Genomic DNA, 17,860 nt, shown 5'->3' with positions numbered 1-17,860 from the left:
CGGCTAGTGGGGGTCGTACGCGACGGCGGTACGCATCACGAGATCCTGCACCGCCGCGCGCCGTCTGCTGAACGGTATCCAGAACAGCCCCAGCGGAAAGGTCACGCACAGCGCGGCCCGTGCGAGCGCCCGCAGTGGCCGCAGCCGCCGCCCCACCCGGTCGGTGACGCTCACCCCCATCAGCCGGGCACCGGGCGAGGCCCCCATCGCCACCCACGAACCGCCCAGGTAACAGACCGCGAGCACCCACCCGACGGGTCCGGCCAGCCACTGGGGTACGTCGGGCAGCCGAAACGGCGGCCCGACGACCACCCACCGCGCGCAGGCCGCGCTCACCTCGACCACAAGTCCCGTCACGGCCAGCACGAGCGCGTCGACGAGCGCGGCCAGCCCACGCGACACGATGCCGGCCGCGTCGGGCGCCCCGTCACTCCGGCTCGACACGCCGCAACAGCCGATCGGCGAACCGATTCACGCCCCGGTCCCCCCGCTGCCCCAGCACCCGCACGGCGTCCACGGCCTCAACGGTGAGCCCGCCCCCGGTGTCCCGCACGATCCGCCCAAGATCAATCTCCCGCAACACCCCCCGCGTGATCCCGACCAGATCGAACCGGGCGAGCACGGCGTCCACGTTCAGCCGGGCGGCGATCCGGTCGACGTCCACGCGGGCGGCGATCCGGTCGACATCCACGCGATCGGCCACCCGGACCACATCCACACGGTCCGCCACCCGGACCACATCCACACGGTCCGCAACCCGATCCACGTCCACACGATCGGCCACCCGGACCACATCCACACGGTCCGCCACCCGGTCGACATCCACACGATCCGCAACCCGGTCCACGTCCACGCGGTCCGCAACCCGATCCACGTCCACACGATCCGCAACCCGGTCGACATCCACACGATCGGCGACCCGATCCACATCCACGCGATCGGCGACCCGATCCACGTCCACGCGATCCGCGACAGCGTTCACGTCCACCCGGCGCGCGACGCGTTCCACGTCCACGCGGTCCGCGATCGCATTCACGTCCACGCGGCCGACGACGGCCGCCACATCCACGCGGCCGGCAATCGCATCGACGTCCACGCGCTCGACCACCGCCGCCACATCGATCCGCCCGGCGATCGCGTTCACGTCGACCCGGTCGACCACCGCCGCCACGTCGACCCGGTCCACCACCGCCCCCACATCGACGCGCCCCGCCACCGCATTCACGTCCACCCGCGCCACGATCCTCGCCACGTCCACCCGGTCGGCGATCCGGTTCACGTCGACCCGGTCGACGATCGCGTCCAGGTCCAGGCAGTCGAGCACCGCACCGACCGACCGGCGAACCACCAGACGCGGCACTTTCCCCACGGCGCCCAGAGCGCCCACCGCACCCCGCACCAACCGGCCGGCCGCCCTCGCGGCGGCTTCCGCACTCACCTCGGTCATTCCGTGACCGAAACAGGCGGCCGGGGCTCCGGCATCCTCCGCGGCGGGTGAGTGACAGGGCCCCGGCAGCACAGCCCCCTCACGCGGGCGGCAGTTCGGGGACGGGTGGCCGGTCCTCGGCGAAGTTCTCGGCGAAGTCTCCGACGAACCCGAACGCGAGCCCCCGCCGCTCCGCGAGCAGCCGGGCGAGGCGCAGGACGCTGAGCCCGCTGGCGCCGAGGTCCCGCGCCTGGCGCAGGTCGACGAAGACGCCCGCCCCGCCCGGCCGGATGGCCCCGTGCAGCACCCGGCCGAGACGGGCCTCGGCGGCGGGGCCGATCGCCTCGCGCACCTCGATCAACAGACAGCCCGCGACACACCGCAGCACAACGGGTGCGGCATCCGGTCCGGGCGACAGGGCCTTCGGCCTACGAGCCACGAGCGGAACGTTCCATGTCATAAGTCCCCCCGAGAGCGCCGGACTTGAGAGGCCAGCATCCGCACGCACCCGCGCACCGGCATCGCTCCGCAAGGGTGAACAAGGACGGACAGATGTGAACGCAAAAGGCCGTCAAGGGGTCAAATCCGCCAACGACTGCTCCCGTACGCCCTGTTGATCATTTGGGCGGGAGGTTCATAGTCTCGGCCCCGGCACGGCGTGGTCGCATTCCCACGCCCGCCCTCATCACCCTGACGAAGGTGGAGCCCCCGCATGAGCCACGTACCTCGCGCACACCACGTAAAGCACGACGGTCCGAGCCGACGCCGCGTGATGGGCGGCGCCGCGTCCCTCGCCGTCGCCGCGACAACGTTGCCCTCCGGCATCGCGTCCGCCGCCGCGCAGTCGTCCCCCGGCGACCTCGTCCGCTGGAAGAGACAAGCGGACCGGGTGACGATCATCCGCGACGACTGGGGCATTCCGCACGTGGTGGGGAAGACGGACGCCGACGCGGTGTTCGGGATGATGTACGCGCAGGCCGAGGACGACTTCAACCGCATCGAGCGCAACTACCTGGTCAGCCTGGGCCGGCTCGCCGAGTCCGAGGGCGAGAGCGCGCTCTGGCAGGACCTGCGCCAGCGCCTGTTCATCGACCCGGAGGACCTGAAGAAGCAATACGCGAAGTGCCCGGCGTGGCTGCGCGCACTGATGCGCGGCTGGGCGGACGGCCTCAACTTCTACCTGGCCACCCACCCCGACGTGCACCCCCGCGTACTCACCCGCTTCGAGCCGTGGATGCCCCTGAGCTTCTCCGAGGGCAGCATCGGCGGTGACATCGAATCGGTGGCACTCAGCCAGCTGGAGGCGTTCTACGCCCAGCGCGAGGTACCCATGACGGACGAGGAGCGCGGCCTGAAGTTCCGCGAACCCTCGGGATCCAACGGCATGTCACTGGCCCCGGGCCACACCCGCGACGGCCACGCGCTCCTCCTCATCAACCCGCACACCAGCTTCTTCTTCCGCTCGGAACAGCACGTGACGAGCGAAGAGGGCCTCGATGTCTACGGCGCCGCGACCTGGGGCCAGTTCTTCATCTACCAGGGCTTCAACGAACACACCGGCTGGATGCACACATCGAGCGGTGTCGACAACATCGACGAGTTCGCGGAGACGGTCGACCGCGCCGCGGACGGCTCGTACACCTACCGCTACGGCAAGGACCGCCGCCCGGTCACCACGAACGAGATCACTCTCACCTGCCGCACGGAGAACGGCGGCCGGGAACACCACACCTTCACCACGTACGCGACCCACCACGGCCCCGTCGTCCGCGAGGCCGACGGCAAGTGGATCGCGTGCGCGCTGATGAACAAGCCGGTCGAGGCACTCAAGCAGAGCTATCTGCGCACGACGACCCGCGACTACGCGGAGTACCTCAAGGTGGCGGAGCTGAAGGCCAACAGCTCCAACAACACCCTCTTCGCGGACTCCAAGGGCGACATCGCCTTCCTGATGCCGCAGTTCATGCCGGTCCGCGACGACCGCTTCGACTACATGAAGCCGGTGGACGGCAGCGACCCGGCCACCGACTGGCACGGGCTGCACACCTTGGACAGCATGCCGCGGGCGGTGAACCCGAAGAGCGGCTGGGCGTTCAACAGCAACAACTGGCCCTGGACGGCGGCGGGCGCGGACAGTCCGCACGCGTCGGACTACCCCCGCTACTTCGACAAGGCGGGCGAGAACCCGCGGGGCCCGCACGCGATCCGCGTGCTGACGTCACGCGACGACTTCACCCCGCAGTCCCTGATCGAGGGTGCCTTCGACCCGTACCTGACAGCCTTCGCCCGCCTCCTGCCCGGCCTGGCCAAGGCATGGGACGGGCTCCCCTCCGGCAACGCCCGGAAGAAGAAACTCGCCGCCCCGACCGAGCTCCTGCGTACCTGGGACCACCGCTGGTCCGGCAGGTCGACGGCCACGTCGCTGGCCGTGTTCTGGGGCGAGGCCCTGTGGGCCCTGGTGTCCAAGGCGGCGGCCGACGCGGGCCTCACCGTCTGGGACTACATGGCGGACCGCGCCACCGACACCCAGCGCCTGACGGCACTCGAATCGGCGGTGGACCGGTTGACCGAGGACTTCGGCGACTGGCGGGTCCCCTGGTCCGAGATCAACCGGTACCAGCGCAACGACGGCGCCGTCACCCAGACCTTCGACGACACCAGGCCCAGCTACCCGGTCCCCTTCACGTCCGCCCAGTGGGGCTCCCTCGCCTCCTTCGGCGCGAAGCGCTACCCGGGCACGAAGCGCTACTACGGCACGAGCGGCAACAGCTTCGTGGCGGTCGTCGAGTTCGGCCCCAAGGTCCGCGCCTGGGCGGTCACGGCCGGCGGCGCCAGCGGCCACCCGGACTCCCCGCACTTCGGCGACCAGGTCAAACGGTACGCGAGCGGGGACCTGCGGCCGGTGTACTTCTACCCGGAGGACCTGAAGGGGCACGTGGAGCGAAAGTACCACCCAGGGGTATGACGACGGGGGTGTGAGCGCCTCTTGGGCCGGGCCCGAGCGGAGTGCGGTCCGTTCGACACGCGCTCCCCACGGTCCGACCATGTGGGATATGCAGGCGTCCGCATCCCCCCACGGCCCACGAGGCCGGGCGCTGCCACTGCTTCTGGTGGCGGTGGCGCCCGACGTGCCCCTGGAGTGGCTGGCCGAGCTGGACGACCCCCGCTTCTCGTACCACCTCGCGCACACCGGCCACGACACCCTGCGCGACCTGTACCGATACCAGCCCGACCTGCTGGTGCTCGGTCTCCACGTGCGCGACCCGGGGCCCTGGGAGGTGCTCCGGCGGGTCCGGGACATGACCGAGGAGCTCCGCATCATCGTGGCCACCCGTGGCCTCGACGCGGCGGCCGCCGTGCGGGCCCTCGACGCCGGCGCGGACGACGTGATCTGGCTCGGCATGCCCGGGGGGCTGGCCAGGGCCCTGGTCATGGCCCGGCTTCGCCGGGCGACGCCCGTGGTGCCTCCCGACCAGCTCCTCGAGGACGGCTGCGTCCGGCTCGACCTCGGCAGTCATGAGGTGACCATGGGCGGCCAGTACGTACCGCTGACCCCGCTCGAATTCGACCTGCTGCACGTCTTCGCCCGTAATCCGGGGCAGGTCCTCACCGCGGAGCAGCTGCTGCACCGCGCGTGGCGCGGCCGCTCCGGAGAGGATCCGCACAAGGTGAAGTACGCCGTGCTGCGTCTGCGCCGCGGCATCGAGGGCGCCACCGGGCGGAAGGCGCCCATCGAAACCGTGCGCGGAGTCGGCTACCGGTACGTTGTGCCCGGCTCGCACCCGGCGTAGGTACCAGGCCGAAAGTCCCCTTCCCGCCCGCGCGGCCCGCTGCAACCGTCGCGCAACCTTCCTACGACCGAGCTGCTCCCCGGCCCGCTCACAGTCGAGGACGTCGTCAGGCGATCCGCCTGCGGCCGTCCACGGCAGAGCAAGGGACAGCTCGTCCATGACACTCGTCGCACTCATCCCCGCACACAACGAACAGGACCGCATCGTCGCCACGCTGGCGGGCCTGTACCGCCAGACGGTCCGCCCGGACCGCATCGTCGTCGTCGCCGACAACTGCACGGACCGCACCGCGCGCATCGCCGAGTACTGCGGCGCCGAGGTCTTCGTGCCCACGGACAACAAGGACAAGAAGGCCGGCGCCCTCAATCAGGCCATGGCGCCACTGATGGCGGACCTGGCCGACGCGGACCTGGTGCTGGTCCAGGACGCCGACACGGTCCTGAACCCCGAGTTCGTGGGCTGCGCCGTGGAGGCCATGGAGGACGCGACCGTGGGCGCGGTCGGCGGGGTCTTCTACGGCGAACCGGGCGGCGGGCTCCTCGGCCAGCTGCAGCGCATGGAGTACCAGCGCTACGCCCTGGAGATCCGGCGCAAGAACAACGAGGCCGTCGTGCTCACCGGGACCGGCAGCCTGTTCCGCGCGGGCGTCCTGCGCCAGGTGCGCCAGGCCCGCCTCGACGGGGTCATCGGCGGCGGCGAGAGCTACTACTCCCTCGCCTCCCTCACCGAGGACGACGAGATCACCAAGGCCGTCAAGACACTCGGTCACCGCACCGTCTCGCCCGACGGCTGCTGGCTGGTCACCGAGGTGATGCCCTCGGTCGGCAAGCTGTGGCACCAGCGGCTGCGCTGGCAGCGCGGCGCCCTGGAGAACCTGCGCGACTACGGCTGGACGTCCGTCACCCGGAAGTACTTCGGCCAGCAGATCAGGCTCGGCGTCGGCGCGCTGGCCCTCTTCCTGTTCTTCCTGTTCGCGGTCCTGAACCTCACCATCGTCGGCTGGGGCGGCCTGTCCCTCTTCTGGACCTCGATCATGCTGATCTTCGTCGTCGAACGGACCCTGACCGTGCGCCGCCTCGGCTGGCGGGCCACGCTCCTCGCGCTGCCGCTGATACCGGAGTTGCTGTACGACGTCTTCCGGCAGGCCGTGTTCGTGCGCTCGCTCGTCGACCTGGTGCTGCGCCGTGAGGCCCACTGGGTGGCCACCTGACCCGGCGGCCCCCGTCCACCGACCCATCCCCACCCAGGAGTTGACCACCATGTACGGAAACCCCACCAGCGCCGCGGCACTCGGCGGCGCGGGCACCGGCGCCCTCGCCATGACCGGCGGCCTCAGCCCGCTCGCGATCCTCGGCCTGGTCGTCGGCTGCCTCACCCTGATCGCCGCGGGCCTCGCCCTGCGCACCCTCAGCCCGGTCATCGCGGGCAAGGACCGGGGCCCGGGTCCGTACAGCGCCTCCGCTCCCAAGGCATGATGAGGGACATGGAGTTGAACGGGGACAAGGTCCTCCTGCGGCCCGTGACACATGGCGAGGACAAGATCCTCGCCGGGATCGTGCGGGAACCGGAGGTCGCCGCGTGGTGGTCGCCACCGGACGACTTCGACGACATGCTCGCCGTCGTCCTCAACGGGCAGGTCATCGGCGCGATCCAGTTCGACGAGGAGAACGACCCGGAGTTCCGCCACGCCGGCATCGACATCTTCCTGTCGGCGCGGCACCACGGGAAGGGCCTGGGCACCGACGCCGTGCGCACGCTGGCCGGATGGCTGGTACGGGAACGCGGCCACCACCGCCTGACCATCGACCCCGCCGCGGCCAACACGGTGGCGATCCGCAGCTACGCCAAGGTCGGCTTCAAGCCCGTGGGAACCCTGCGCTCGTACTGGCGCAACCACCGGACGGGCACGTGGGAGGACGGACTCCTCATGGACCTCCTGGCGGAGGAACTCACCTGAAGCAACCGGGGCACGATGCCCCGGGCAAATCGGCCGTCCCGGGAACAGTCGAGGTGGTCGGTGCGGTTGCATCTGGGTGGGCCGGGATTGCGGCCGCGTATTTTGACCACCGCTTTTGTCCGCAGGAGGACTTTGATGACCGACCGGCCCTTGACGCTCATGGCCGTGCACGCCCACCCCGACGACGAGGCGACCAGTACCGGTGGTGTTCTCGCGCGATATGCCGCCGAAGGAATCCGCACGGTGCTCGTGACCTGTACCGACGGCGGGTGCGGTGACGGGCCGGGAGGTGTGAAGCCGGGCGAGGCCGGACACGATCCGGCGGCCGTTGCCCGGATGCGCAGGCAGGAGCTCGAGGCGAGCTGCGAGGCGCTGAAGATCAGTGATCTGGAGATGCTGGACTACGCCGACTCCGGAATGATCGGCTGGCCGAGCAACGACGCGCCCGACTCCTTCTGGCAGACCCCCGTCGAGGAAGGCGCCGCCCGGCTCGCGGAGCTCATGCGGCACTACAAGCCCGATGTGGTCGTCACCTATGACGAGAACGGTTTCTACGGCCACCCCGACCACATCCAGGCCCACCGGATCACGATGGCGGCGCTGGAGCTGACCGAGCTGACGCCGAAGGTGTACTGGACGACGATGCCCCGATCGGGGATGCAGCGGTTCGGGGAGGTCATGCGCGAGCTGCACCCGGACATGCCGGAGCCGGACCCCGCCGAGACCGCCGCGATGGCCGAGCTGGGCCTGCCCGACGAAGAGATCACCACGTGGGTGGACACCACCGCGTTCAGTGGCCAGAAGTTCGACTCGCTGGCCGCGCACGCCAGCCAGGGCGAGAACATCTTCTTCCTCAAGATGGGCAAGGAGCGGTTCGGCGAGTTCATGGGCATGGAGACCTTCGTACGCGTCAAGGACACCACCGACGCGGCCCTCCCCGAGGACGACCTCTTCGCCGGACTGCGCTGATCCTCCCGGCTGACGCAACACACGAGGCGCCCCACCGGATCCGGTGGGGCGCCTCGTCGTGGACCGGGCGGCTCGGCTCATCGCTGCCGCAGGGCGACGTCGGGGGTCCGGCCCGCCCGGGTCGCCGCCGGTGCGGGGGCGCTCTTGCGGGTCTCGCGCAGCGTCAGCAGGCCGATGCCGGCGACCAGCGCCGCGGTCAGACCGTGGACGCCGAACGCGACGGACGCCGGGCCCTGGTGGGCGAGCACCGTCGTCATGTCGCCGATCGGCGTGAGGGCCTGGGCCAGCAGGACCCAGCCGAGGACACGGCGTTGGCCGGCCAGCAGCAGGACGGCCAGGATCACCCCGGAGACGAAGTCGCGGATTCCCTTGACGACCAGAAAACCGCCGCCGTCGCCCGACGGGTAGTGGGGCAGCCCGAAGCCCGGTGCGCTCGTCCCGGGGGCCAGCACGAAGGACACCCCGAGGTAGAAGCAGAAGAGGACGCAGGCGGTGATCAGAACGGTGTTGATGGTCTTGAGCGGCATGTTCGTCTCCTTGTGTCTCCCCGGTGGGACGCCAGAAGCTCCACCGGTCCAGGTCCGGCCCTGGTGCGATGTGCTCAAGGCTGACTCCCCCTGTTTGGGAGGCACTTGGAGTCGACTTGGAGGCGGGCATTCGTAGAATGAGCCGCGTCATGGTCTTGATCCGGGTGTTGGGCTCGTTCGCGGCCGAGGTCGGCGGCGCGCCCGTCCCGCTCGGCGGGCCGCGACAGCGCGGCGTGCTGGCCCTGCTGGTGGCCGCGCGCGGGCAGGTCGTGCCGGTCGACCGGCTGGTCGAGGACCTGTGGCGCGGTGAACCTCCGTCGCGCGCGCTGGCGTCGTTGCAGGCGTACGTGTCGAATCTGCGCCGTCTGCTGGAGCCCGGCCGCCCACCGCGGACCCCGGCCCGCCTGCTGGTGAGCGCGTCGCCCGGCTACGCGCTGCGGCTGCCGCCCGGCGCGGTGGACGCGTGGCGCTTCGAGGAACTGCTCGACGACGCCCGCGCGCTCGCCGATCCCCGTGCCGCCCGGACCCGGCTGGCCGAGGCGCTGGCGCTGTGGCAGGGACCCGCGTACGCGGAGGTCGCCGACGAACCGTGGGCCACGGCGGAGACCTCACGCCTGAACGAACTGCGCCTGGTCGCCCGCGAATTGCACGTCGCGGCGGGGCTGCGGCTCGGCGACGCCGCGGCGGTGGTGCCCGAGGCGGAGGGCCTCACCCGTGACGAGCCGCTGCGCGAGGAGGGCTGGCGCCTGCACGCCCTCGCGTTGTGGAGCAGCGGCCGGCAGGCCGACGCCCTGGCCGCGCTGCGCCGGGCCCGCCGCGTCCTCGTCACCGAGCTGGGCCTCGATCCCGGCCCCGACCTGGTGGAGCTGGAGGACGCGATCCTCACGCGGCGCACGGACTTCCTGCGCGCGGCCGTCCCGTCGCGCCCCGCGGAGGCACCAGGACCAACTGCGGTCACCCATGGGCCGGTTGATACGCGGTTTGTCGGGCGGGACGGCGAACTCGCCGCGCTGCTGGCGCGTGCAGAAGAGGCCGCCGTCGACGGGATGCACGCCGCGCTGGTCACCGGAGAGGCCGGGCTCGGCAAGTCGACGCTGCTGGAGCAGCTCGGCGCGCGGCTCGGCGACGCCGGGTGGCTCGTGGCCACCGGGCGCTGCCCGGAGGTGGCGGGTGCGCCGCCCGCTTGGGCGTGGGTCGAGGCGCTGCGGGGCGTGGCCGTGAGCGTGTCTCCGGGAGCGTTCGCGGACGACGTGGCGCCGCTGCTCACGGACTCGGCGCCGGTGGACGGTGACACGGCGGCCGGTCGGTTCCGGCTGCGCCGCGCGGTGTGGGCCTGGCTCACCGCGGCCGCCGCGGGCCGCCCGGTCGCCGTCGTCCTGGACGACCTCCACTGGGCCGACGCCGCCACGCTGGAACTGCTCGGGGGCTGTGTCGGCGTACGGGCCCCGATCCTGGTCGTCGCGGCGTACCGCGCGGACGAGGGCGAACGCCTCACGGAAGCACTCGGCTCCCTCGCCCGCACCGCACCGCTGCGGCTGGCCCTGCCGGGGCTCAGCGGCGACGCGGTCGCGGAACTCGTCCGCGCCGAGTGCGACACCGGCGGCGGGGCCGACGACGCGACCGTCGCCGGGATCGCCGAGCGGACGGGCGGCAACCCCTTCTACGTGCGGGAGAGCGCGCGGCTGCTGAACGGCGAGGGCGCGCTGGTCGCGCTCTCCGAAGTCCCCGAGGGCGTACGGGACGTGCTGCGGCGCCGGTTCGCGCGGCTGCCCGAGAGCGGTGTGTCCGTCCTGCGGCTCGCGGCGGTGGCCGGCCGGGAGAGCCCGGTGGACGTGCTCGTCCGGGCCGCCGACTGCGACGAGGACGGGGTGCTGGACGCGCTGGACGCCGGGGTCGTCACCGGACTGCTCGACGAACCGGGGCCCGGACGCGTCCGGTTCGTGCACGCGCTGGTCAGGGACACACTGGTCGACGACGTCAGCCGGTTGCGGGCCACCCGGATGCACGCCCGGATCGCCGCCGCGCTGGAGGGCACGGGCGATGTCGCGGCGCTCGCCCACCACTACGCGCGCGCGGGATCACCGAAGGCCGTCGGCCACTGCGTACGGGCGGCCGAGTCGGCCGAGGCGCGCTACGCGCACGACGTGGCGGCCGCGCTCCTCACCGACGCCGTCGCCATCTCCGGCGACCCGGACGAGCGCGTCGACCTGTTCGGCAGGCTGCTCCGCGCGCAGATCAGGGCGGGGGCGGTCGCCGCGGCCAGGCAGACCCGTGAACGGGCCGTGGAGTTCGCCGAGTCGATCGGCCGGGACGACCTGATGATCGCCGCGTTCACCGCATGGACCGAGCCCACACCGTGGCTGGCCCGCACCTATGGCACGGTCGACCGCCCCGTCGTCGACCGCCTGCGCCGCCTCCTCAAGCGGTCCGGACTCGCCCCCGCCGTACGCTCCCAGCTCCTCACCGCGTACGCCAACGAGCTGGAGGGCGAGGACGATCCGGCGGCCATGGAAGCGGCGCGGGAAGCACTCGACCTCGCCACCGGTCCGCGGCTGCGCGCCGCGGCGCTCCTGGTCCTCGCCGGTGACACCGGCCGTCCGGAGTACGCCCGCGAGCTGGTGGAGCTCGGCATCGAGCACGATCTGCCCGTCTACCGCGTGACCGGGCTGCTCAACCAGGCAACGAACGCCGCCGCGGCGAACGACCCGGCGACCCTGCGCCGCGCGGTCGCGGAAACGCTCGAACTCGCCCGTGCCTACCGGATGCGGGAGCCGACCGGTGTCGCCGAGATCGCGGTGGCGGCCCTGGCGCTCGTCGAGGGCCGGTACGCCGACGCCGCGCGCGGCTACGTCGAGGCCTGTGAACCCATGGAACGGGCGGGCTCGGTGCACACGGGCTTCCTCCGCCTCGCACTCGCGACGGTCCGGGTGAACGACGGCACGCTCGGCGACCACGTGGACGACGTGCGCGCCCTGCACGAGGAGGTCGGCCCGATGGCCACCGACCTGCTCGTCCTCGCCCTGCTCGCCGCGGGCCGCGCCGACGAGGCGCGCCGGGTCCACGCGTCACCGGGCCCGATCAGACCCGACTTCTTCTTCACCTTCCTGGCGACCCTGCGCGCGGCGGTCCTCATCGCTTTGGACGACCGCACCGCCGCCGAGCGGCTCTACGCGGACCTGCTCCCCCACCGCGACGGCCCACCGGCCGGCACGGAGAGCCTGTCGCTGGCCCTGCGCCCGGTGGCCCACACCCTCGGCGAACTCGCCCTCTTCCTGAACCGCCCCGCCGAGGCCACCACCCACTTCGCACGGGCCGCCACGATCGCCGACCGCTGGAACGCCCCGCACTGGGCAGCGGAGGCGCGCACCCACGCCTCCCCCGCACAACCCCGTTGAGACATCGCCGACTTGATGCCCTCAGGGCACATTCGGGCCCCCTGCCTGCGGGGTTCGGAGGTTAGGGTTCGGCGTATGAGCAGGCAGGCCCCCACGCTGGAGGATGTCGCGCGGGAGGCCGGGGTCTCCCGTGCCACCGTCTCGCGGGTCGTGAACGGGGTGCGCAATGTCGATCCCGGCCTTCAGGATCTCGTGCGCCGTGCGATCGACCGGACGGGGTACACGCCGAACCGCGCGGCGCGGACGCTGGTCACGCGGCGCACCGGGACGGTGGCGTTGATCGTGTCGGGGGCGGGCGACGCCTTCGTCGGGCGTGTGTTCGCCGACCCGTTCTTCGGTCGTGTCGTCGACGGCGTCGCGGGGTATCTGCGGAGACGTGCGATGCAACCGGTGCTGCTGTTCGCCGAGTCGGAGCCGGCCAGGAAACAGGTGGTCGACTACCTGCGGCAGGGCAGCGCGGACGGCGCGCTGGTCGTCTCTGTGCAACCCGGCGATCCGCTGCCGGAGATGCTGCTCGCCGCCCGCGTTCCCACGGTGCTGTTCGCCCGTCCCGCCCGGCCGACACCGGTGAGTTGTGTCGATCTGGACCACCGCGCGGGAGGGCGCCTGGCCGGTGAGCATCTGGTGGCGCGGGGCTGCCGCCGCGTCGCGGTGATCGGCGGCCCGCCGGAGCTCCGGGCCGGTCGGGAGCGTCTCGCCGGATGCCGTGACGCCCTGACTCGTGCGGGGCGGCCGGGCCCTCCTGTCGCCGAAGGTGTCTTCACGCTGGACAGCGGGGCCACGGCGATGGCCGCGCTGCTGCGCGAACACCCCGACATGGACGGCGTGTTCGCGGCGAACGACCTGATGGCCCGGGGCGCCTGCCAAGTTCTGCGGGAACTGGGCAGGCGCATTCCGCAGGACGTCGCCGTCGTCGGGTTCGACGACTCGAGCGTCGCCGCGACGTGCCGGCCGCCGCTGACCACCGTGCGCCAGCCGGTGGAGGACATGACGGCGGCCATGGCCGGGATGCTGGACGAGCTCGTCGAGGGTGCCGGTGCGGAACCGCGCACCCTGGTCTTCGAACCGGAGCTGGTCGTACGCGAGTCGGCCTGATCCGCGGCCGCGGGGCGCGGTCAGGCGTGGGACTCCCGGTGGGCGCGGATGATCTCCGCGTAGCGCAGGCCGCTGGTCTTGAGGGTGCGGGCCTGGGTCGCGTAGTCGACGTGGACGAGACCGAAGCGCTTGTCGTAGCCGTAGGCCCATTCGAAGTTGTCGAGCAGGGACCAGGCGTAGTACCCGGCCAACGGCGCGCCCTTGCCGATCGCCCGGGCGCAGGCGTTCAGGTGCTGCTCCAAGTAGCCGGCCCGGTCGGGGTCGTGGACGGCGCCGTCGGGCGAGACGGTGTCGGGGAACGCGGAGCCGTTCTCGGTGACGTACAGCTTGCGGACCCCGTAGTCGTCGGTGAGGCGCAGCAGCAGGGCCTCCAGGCCTCCGGCGTCGATCTGCCAGTCCATGCCGGTGCGCGGTACGTCGGGCAGCCGGACCTCGCGGGCGTACGGGACGGGGCCGCGGGGATCGTCGGTGACGGTCGCCGGGAAGTAATAGTTGAGGCCGTGCCAGTCGAGGGGCGCGGCGATGGTGTCCAGGTCGCCGGGGCGCTCCGGCAGTTCCACCCCGTACAGCTCGCGCATGTCGGCGGGGAAGCCGCGGCCGTGGACGGGGTCGAGCCACCAGCGGTTGGTGTGTCCGTCCATGCGGGTGGCCGCCGCGATGTCCTCGGGGCGGGTCGAAGCGGCTTCGACGGTGGAGTGGTTGGTGACGAGGCCGACCTGTGCGCCGGGGACCGCCGCGCGGACGGCGTGGGTGGCGAGGCCGTGGGCGAGCAGCAGGTGGTAGGAGGCGTGCACGGCGGCGGTCAGGTCGGTCAGGCCGGGGGCCATGCGGCCTTCGAGGTGGCCGATCCAGGCGGAGCAGAGCGGTTCGTTGAGCGTGGCCCACTGGGTGACGCGGTCGCCGAGCCGGGTGGCGACCACGGAGGCGTAGTGGGCGAGGTGTTCGGCGGTGTCGCGTGCGGTCCAGCCGCCGCGGTCCTGGAGGGCCTGGGGCAGGTCCCAGTGGTAGAGGGTGATGTTGGGGGTGATGCCGGCGTCGAGGAGGGCGTCGACGAGTCGGTCGTAGAAGTCGAGCCCTGCCGCGTTGACCTGTCCGTCACCGGCGGGAAGGACGCGGGGCCAGGCGACGGACATCCGGTAGGTGTCGGTGCCGAGCCGCTTCATCAGGGCGATGTCCTCGGGCCACCGGTGGTAGTGGTCACAGGCGATGTCGCCGTGGTCGCCGCCGTCGACCTTGCCCGGGGTGTGGGAGAAGGTGTCCCAGATCGACGGTGCCCGGCCGTCCTCGGCGGCGGCGCCCTCGATCTGGTAGGCGGAGGTGGCCGTGCCCCAGGCGAAATCGGCGGGGAAGGCGGCGGGATCAAGCGATTCGAACACGGAGGGCCTTTCTGGTGTGGGCCGGTGGGAGCATGAAGTCGTCCTGCCCCGCGACTACTTGACGGCACCCGCGGTGAGTCCGGCGACGAGGTAGCGCTGGAGGAGCAGGAAGCCGGCGACGACGGGCAGGCTGACGATGAGTGAGGCCGCCATGATCTGGTTCCAGTACACGTCGTTCTGGGTGGAGTAGCCCTGGAGGCCGACGGCGAGGGTGCGGGTGGTGTCGTTGGTCATGACGGAGGCGAAGAGGACCTCGCCCCAGGCGGTCATGAACGCGTAGACGGCGACGGCGACGATGCCGGGGATCGCGGCGGGCACGATGACCCGGAACAGCGCGCCGAGCGCCCCGCAGCCGTCGACCTTGGCCGCCTCGTCGAGGTCCCTGGGCACCGAGTCGAAGTACCCGATGAGCATCCAGATGGAGAAGGGCAGCGAGAAGGTGAGGTAGGTGAGGATCAGGCCGCCGCGGGAGCCGAAGAGCGCGATGCCGGTGGCGTTGCCGATGTTGACGTAGATGAGGAACAGCGGCAGCAGGAACAGGATGCCGGGGAACATCTGGGTCGACAGGACCGTCACCGTGAAGACGCGCTTGCCACGGAACGAGTAGCGGCTGACCGCGTACGCCGCGAACACGGCGACGGTGACGGAGCAGACGGTCGCCGCGCCCGCCACGATCAGTGAGTTCATGAAGTAGTCGGCCAGCGGGACCGTGTCCCAGATCTCGAAGTACGGCTGGATGGTGAGCCCCGAGGGGAACCACTCGAACTTCCCCGACACGTCCTCCAGCGGCTTCAGCGAGCTGGAGACCATCACGTACACGGGCAGCAGCACGAAGACGGCGAGCAGGGTCAGGAAGATCCGCCGGCTCCACAGGAAGGACCGCGGGGCGGCCATCGGGGAGCGCGGCTGCCGGACGGTGGGGCTAGACATCGCTGGCCTTCCTTCCTCGGGAGGTGAACCAGAGGTAGGCGCCCGTCACCAGGAGCAGGAACAGGAGCAGCAGCACCGACATCGCGGAGCCCGTCCCGAAGTTCCAGGTCTGGAACGAGGACTGGTAGATGTGGATCGAGATCAGGTCCGCGGCTGCCGGGGCCGCCTTCCCGAACAGGACGAAGGGGGTGTTGAAGTCGTTGAACGTCCACAGGAACAGGACGAGGACGAGGACCTGGTTGACGGGGCGCAGCGCCGGCAGGGTGATGCGGCGGATCTGCTGCCAGATGCCCGCGCCGTCGAGGGCGGCGGCCTCGTAGACGTCCTTGGGGATGTTCTGGAGTCCGGCCATGATGATGAGGAAGGCGAAGGGCCAGCCCTTCCACACCGAGACGACGAGCAGGGCGACGAAGCTGTTGTCGCCGATAAGCCAGAACGGCGGGCTGTCGGTGAGGCCGAGCTGGTCGTGCAGCACGTGGTTCACCAGGCCGTTGTCCCGCTGGAACATGAACGCCCAGGTGATGACGGCGGCGTAGACGGGCAGGGCGTACGGCACCAGGAAGAGCGTGCGCAGGATGCCTCGGCCGCGGAAGGTCTCCTGCATGAAGATCGCCGCGGCCGCTCCGAGCAGCCAGCACAGGCCGACGGAGAGCACGGTGAACAGGCAGGTGACGAGGAACGAGCTCAGCAGCGCCTTGCCGACGGGTGCGTCGAAGTCGACGGTGAGCGAGTAGTTGTCGAGGCCGGTCCAGGGCGCGGTGCCCCAGTCGCGGATGTAGAACTGGGTCAGTTCCTTGAAGCTGACGGCGATGCCGATCACCATCGGCACCAGGTGGACGAGCAGTTCGAGCAGCAGTGCGGGGAGCAGCAGCAGGTACGGCAGTCCGATGCGGCGCAGCCGCCCGGGGCGGCGCCTGCGCGGCGCCGCCTCGGGGTCGTTCCGCTGTGCCGTCCGCTCGCCTGCGCTGAGGGGGGCGGTGGTCGTCATGGTGGTGTCTGCACTCACTTCTTCGGCATCTGCTGCTGGGCCTTCGCCAACTTGGCCCGTACGGACGCGGTGGTCACCGCACGACCGGCGGCGGCGTCGGCGAAGAGTTCCTTGACGGCGGTGCCGACGACGGTCTCGAACTGCGACTCCTCGGCGACCTGCGGCAGTGCGGTGGCGCTGGTGGTGAGGGTGTCCCTGAGGACGGCGACGGCCGGGGCGCTGAAGGCCTTGTCCTGCTGGGCGGCCTTGACCGGCGGGATGGAGCCGTACGCCTTGTTGAGGACGGTCTGCTCCTCGTCGCTGGTCATGAACTTCACGAACTTCTTGGCGCCGTCGATGTTCTTGGTGTTCTTGAAGACGGCCATGTTGATCCCGGCGACCATCGAGTTGGTGGCCTTGTCCTTGCCGGGCTCGCCGGACTGCACAGGGGCGGGTGCGACGCCCCACTCGTCGTCCTTCATGCCCTGCGACTTGAAGGTGGCGGAGGCGGTCTGCCACAGCACCATCGCCGTCTTGTCCTTGGAGAAGTCGCTCAGGGACTGGTTCTGCGCGTACTCGGCGTTGCCGGGCGCGACGACCTTGTCCTTGGCCATCAGGTCGACGTACTGCTTGACGCCGGCGACCGCGCCCGCGGAGGTGAAGTCGGCCTTGCCGTCGGGGGTGAAGAAGTCCGCGCCGTGCTGCTTGGCGAGGACGAAGACCTGGTGGATGTTGTTCGAGAGGTTGGAGCCCTCGGCGCCGAGCCCCCACTTGCCGTTCTTCGAGAGCTTCTTGCCGGTCTCGGCGACCTCCTTCCAGGTCGTCGGCGGCTTGTCGATGCCGGCGTCGGCGAACATCTTCTTGTTGTAGTAGAGCGCGTAGGCCATGGAGTACAGCGGTACGGCGGCCGGGTCCTTGCCCTGCACGCCGGTGGAGCCGAGGGCGGACTCGACGAAGCGGTCCTTGCCGCCGATCGCGTCGAAGTTCTTCGCGTCCCAGGGCAGCAGGGCGCCGCTGGACTGGAGGGAGGCGCTCCAGGTGTTGCCTATGTTGAGGACGTCGGGGCCCTGTCCCGAGGTGGTGGCGGTGAGGATGCGGTTGAGGAGGTCCGCCCAGGGCACGACCTCCAGCTTCACCTTGATGCCGGTCCGCTTCTCGAACTTGTCGAGTTCCGGCTGGAGGACCTTCTTGTCCACCTTCAGGTTCGCGCCCTGGTTGGAGGCCCAGTACGTCAGCGTCTTCGGCTGCGCGTTGGACCCCTCCGAGCCGGAACTCCCCCCGCCGCAGGCCGCCGCGGTGAGCATGAACGAGAGGGTGACGGCACCGACGGCCGCGGCTCTGATTCTTCGCATGACTCCAGAGACCTTCCGGGAAGTGGCTTGGCGGACCACGACTTAATTTAGGCTGTGAGTTAAACCTCAAGCGAA

General features: G+C 71.0%; 16 protein-coding genes. 8 read left to right on the top strand and 8 right to left on the bottom strand.

The genetic code is table 11. The features are described 5' to 3' along the window. Positions 1-3: 3 nt before the first annotated feature. The 3 genes from ACY34M_RS14105 to ACY34M_RS14095 form a co-directional block, all read right to left on the bottom strand. Positions 4-444: an RDD family protein gene (locus ACY34M_RS14105; RefSeq protein ID WP_462717954.1), complete on the bottom strand. Its 441-nt coding sequence runs from the start codon at positions 442-444 to the stop codon at positions 4-6. Next, positions 428-1,447, bottom strand: coding sequence for a hypothetical protein (locus tag ACY34M_RS14100; RefSeq protein WP_462717953.1), 1,020 nt, complete (start codon positions 1,445-1,447; stop codon positions 428-430). Before ACY34M_RS14100 ends, ACY34M_RS14105 begins: the two co-directional genes overlap by 17 nt. Before the next feature lie 79 nt (positions 1,448-1,526). Continuing rightward, positions 1,527-1,865: a hypothetical protein gene (locus tag ACY34M_RS14095; RefSeq protein ID WP_462717952.1), complete on the bottom strand. Its 339-nt coding sequence runs from the start codon at positions 1,863-1,865 to the stop codon at positions 1,527-1,529. A 273-nt stretch (positions 1,866-2,138) separates the two neighbouring features. Between ACY34M_RS14095 and ACY34M_RS14090 the strand changes: the two genes are divergently transcribed. The 6 genes from ACY34M_RS14090 to ACY34M_RS14065 all read left to right on the top strand — a co-directional run bounded on the left by ACY34M_RS14090 (position 2,139) and on the right by ACY34M_RS14065 (position 8,143). Further along, positions 2,139-4,391 carry a penicillin acylase family protein gene (locus ACY34M_RS14090; protein WP_462717951.1) on the top strand — a complete coding sequence of 751 codons (2,253 nt, stop codon included), beginning with the start codon at positions 2,139-2,141 and terminating at the stop codon, positions 4,389-4,391. An 88-nt stretch (positions 4,392-4,479) separates the two neighbouring features. Beyond that, complete coding sequence (locus ACY34M_RS14085; protein WP_462717950.1) at positions 4,480-5,217, top strand: winged helix-turn-helix transcriptional regulator; 738 nt, start codon at positions 4,480-4,482, stop codon at positions 5,215-5,217. Positions 5,218-5,374: 157 nt separating this feature from the next. Further along, positions 5,375-6,427 (top strand): glycosyltransferase family 2 protein, encoded by a 1,053-nt coding sequence (locus ACY34M_RS14080; protein ID WP_462717949.1) that lies wholly within the window; start codon positions 5,375-5,377, stop codon positions 6,425-6,427. A 49-nt stretch (positions 6,428-6,476) separates the two neighbouring features. Further along, on the top strand, positions 6,477-6,692 hold the full coding sequence (locus tag ACY34M_RS14075; protein ID WP_462717948.1) for a hypothetical protein: 216 nt from the start codon (positions 6,477-6,479) through the stop codon (positions 6,690-6,692). An 8-nt stretch (positions 6,693-6,700) separates the two neighbouring features. Next, positions 6,701-7,174, top strand: a complete 474-nt coding sequence (gene aac(6'), locus ACY34M_RS14070; RefSeq protein WP_462717947.1) for an aminoglycoside 6'-N-acetyltransferase — start codon at positions 6,701-6,703, stop codon at positions 7,172-7,174. Between the two features lie 135 nt (positions 7,175-7,309). After that, positions 7,310-8,143 carry a PIG-L family deacetylase gene (locus ACY34M_RS14065; RefSeq protein WP_462717946.1) on the top strand — a complete coding sequence of 278 codons (834 nt, stop codon included), beginning with the start codon at positions 7,310-7,312 and terminating at the stop codon, positions 8,141-8,143. Between the two features lie 77 nt (positions 8,144-8,220). Here the strand turns inward: ACY34M_RS14065 and ACY34M_RS14060 are convergent, their stop codons facing one another. Beyond that, positions 8,221-8,670 carry a DUF4267 domain-containing protein gene (locus ACY34M_RS14060; RefSeq protein WP_462717945.1) on the bottom strand — a complete coding sequence of 150 codons (450 nt, stop codon included), beginning with the start codon at positions 8,668-8,670 and terminating at the stop codon, positions 8,221-8,223. 149 nt (positions 8,671-8,819) lie between these two features. Between ACY34M_RS14060 and ACY34M_RS14055 the strand changes: the two genes are divergently transcribed. Then, complete coding sequence (locus tag ACY34M_RS14055) at positions 8,820-12,065, top strand: BTAD domain-containing putative transcriptional regulator (RefSeq protein WP_462717944.1); 3,246 nt, start codon at positions 8,820-8,822, stop codon at positions 12,063-12,065. 75 nt (positions 12,066-12,140) lie between these two features. Further along, on the top strand, positions 12,141-13,160 hold the full coding sequence (locus tag ACY34M_RS14050; protein ID WP_462717943.1) for a LacI family DNA-binding transcriptional regulator: 1,020 nt from the start codon (positions 12,141-12,143) through the stop codon (positions 13,158-13,160). 20 nt (positions 13,161-13,180) lie between these two features. Here the strand turns inward: ACY34M_RS14050 and ACY34M_RS14045 are convergent, their stop codons facing one another. The 4 genes from ACY34M_RS14045 to ACY34M_RS14030 are packed head-to-tail and all read right to left on the bottom strand — an operon-like array spanning position 13,181 to position 17,785. Next, positions 13,181-14,536, bottom strand: coding sequence for a GH1 family beta-glucosidase (locus tag ACY34M_RS14045; protein WP_462717942.1), 1,356 nt, complete (start codon positions 14,534-14,536; stop codon positions 13,181-13,183). A 54-nt stretch (positions 14,537-14,590) separates the two neighbouring features. After that, positions 14,591-15,430: a carbohydrate ABC transporter permease gene (locus ACY34M_RS14040; RefSeq protein WP_462718243.1), complete on the bottom strand. Its 840-nt coding sequence runs from the start codon at positions 15,428-15,430 to the stop codon at positions 14,591-14,593. Between the two features lie 28 nt (positions 15,431-15,458). After that, positions 15,459-16,454 (bottom strand): carbohydrate ABC transporter permease, encoded by a 996-nt coding sequence (locus tag ACY34M_RS14035; protein ID WP_462717941.1) that lies wholly within the window; start codon positions 16,452-16,454, stop codon positions 15,459-15,461. A 14-nt stretch (positions 16,455-16,468) separates the two neighbouring features. Further along, the gene (locus ACY34M_RS14030) at positions 16,469-17,785 is read right to left on the bottom strand and encodes an ABC transporter substrate-binding protein (protein ID WP_462717940.1); all 1,317 of its coding nucleotides are present in this window, start codon (positions 17,783-17,785) and stop codon (positions 16,469-16,471) included. Positions 17,786-17,860: the final 75 nt, after the last annotated feature.

It is taken from the genome of Streptomyces sp. EDA2-14 (assembly GCF_054963755.1).
Note: the sequence above shows the minus strand (reverse complement) of the source record. Positions and strands in the feature narration are given on the sequence as shown.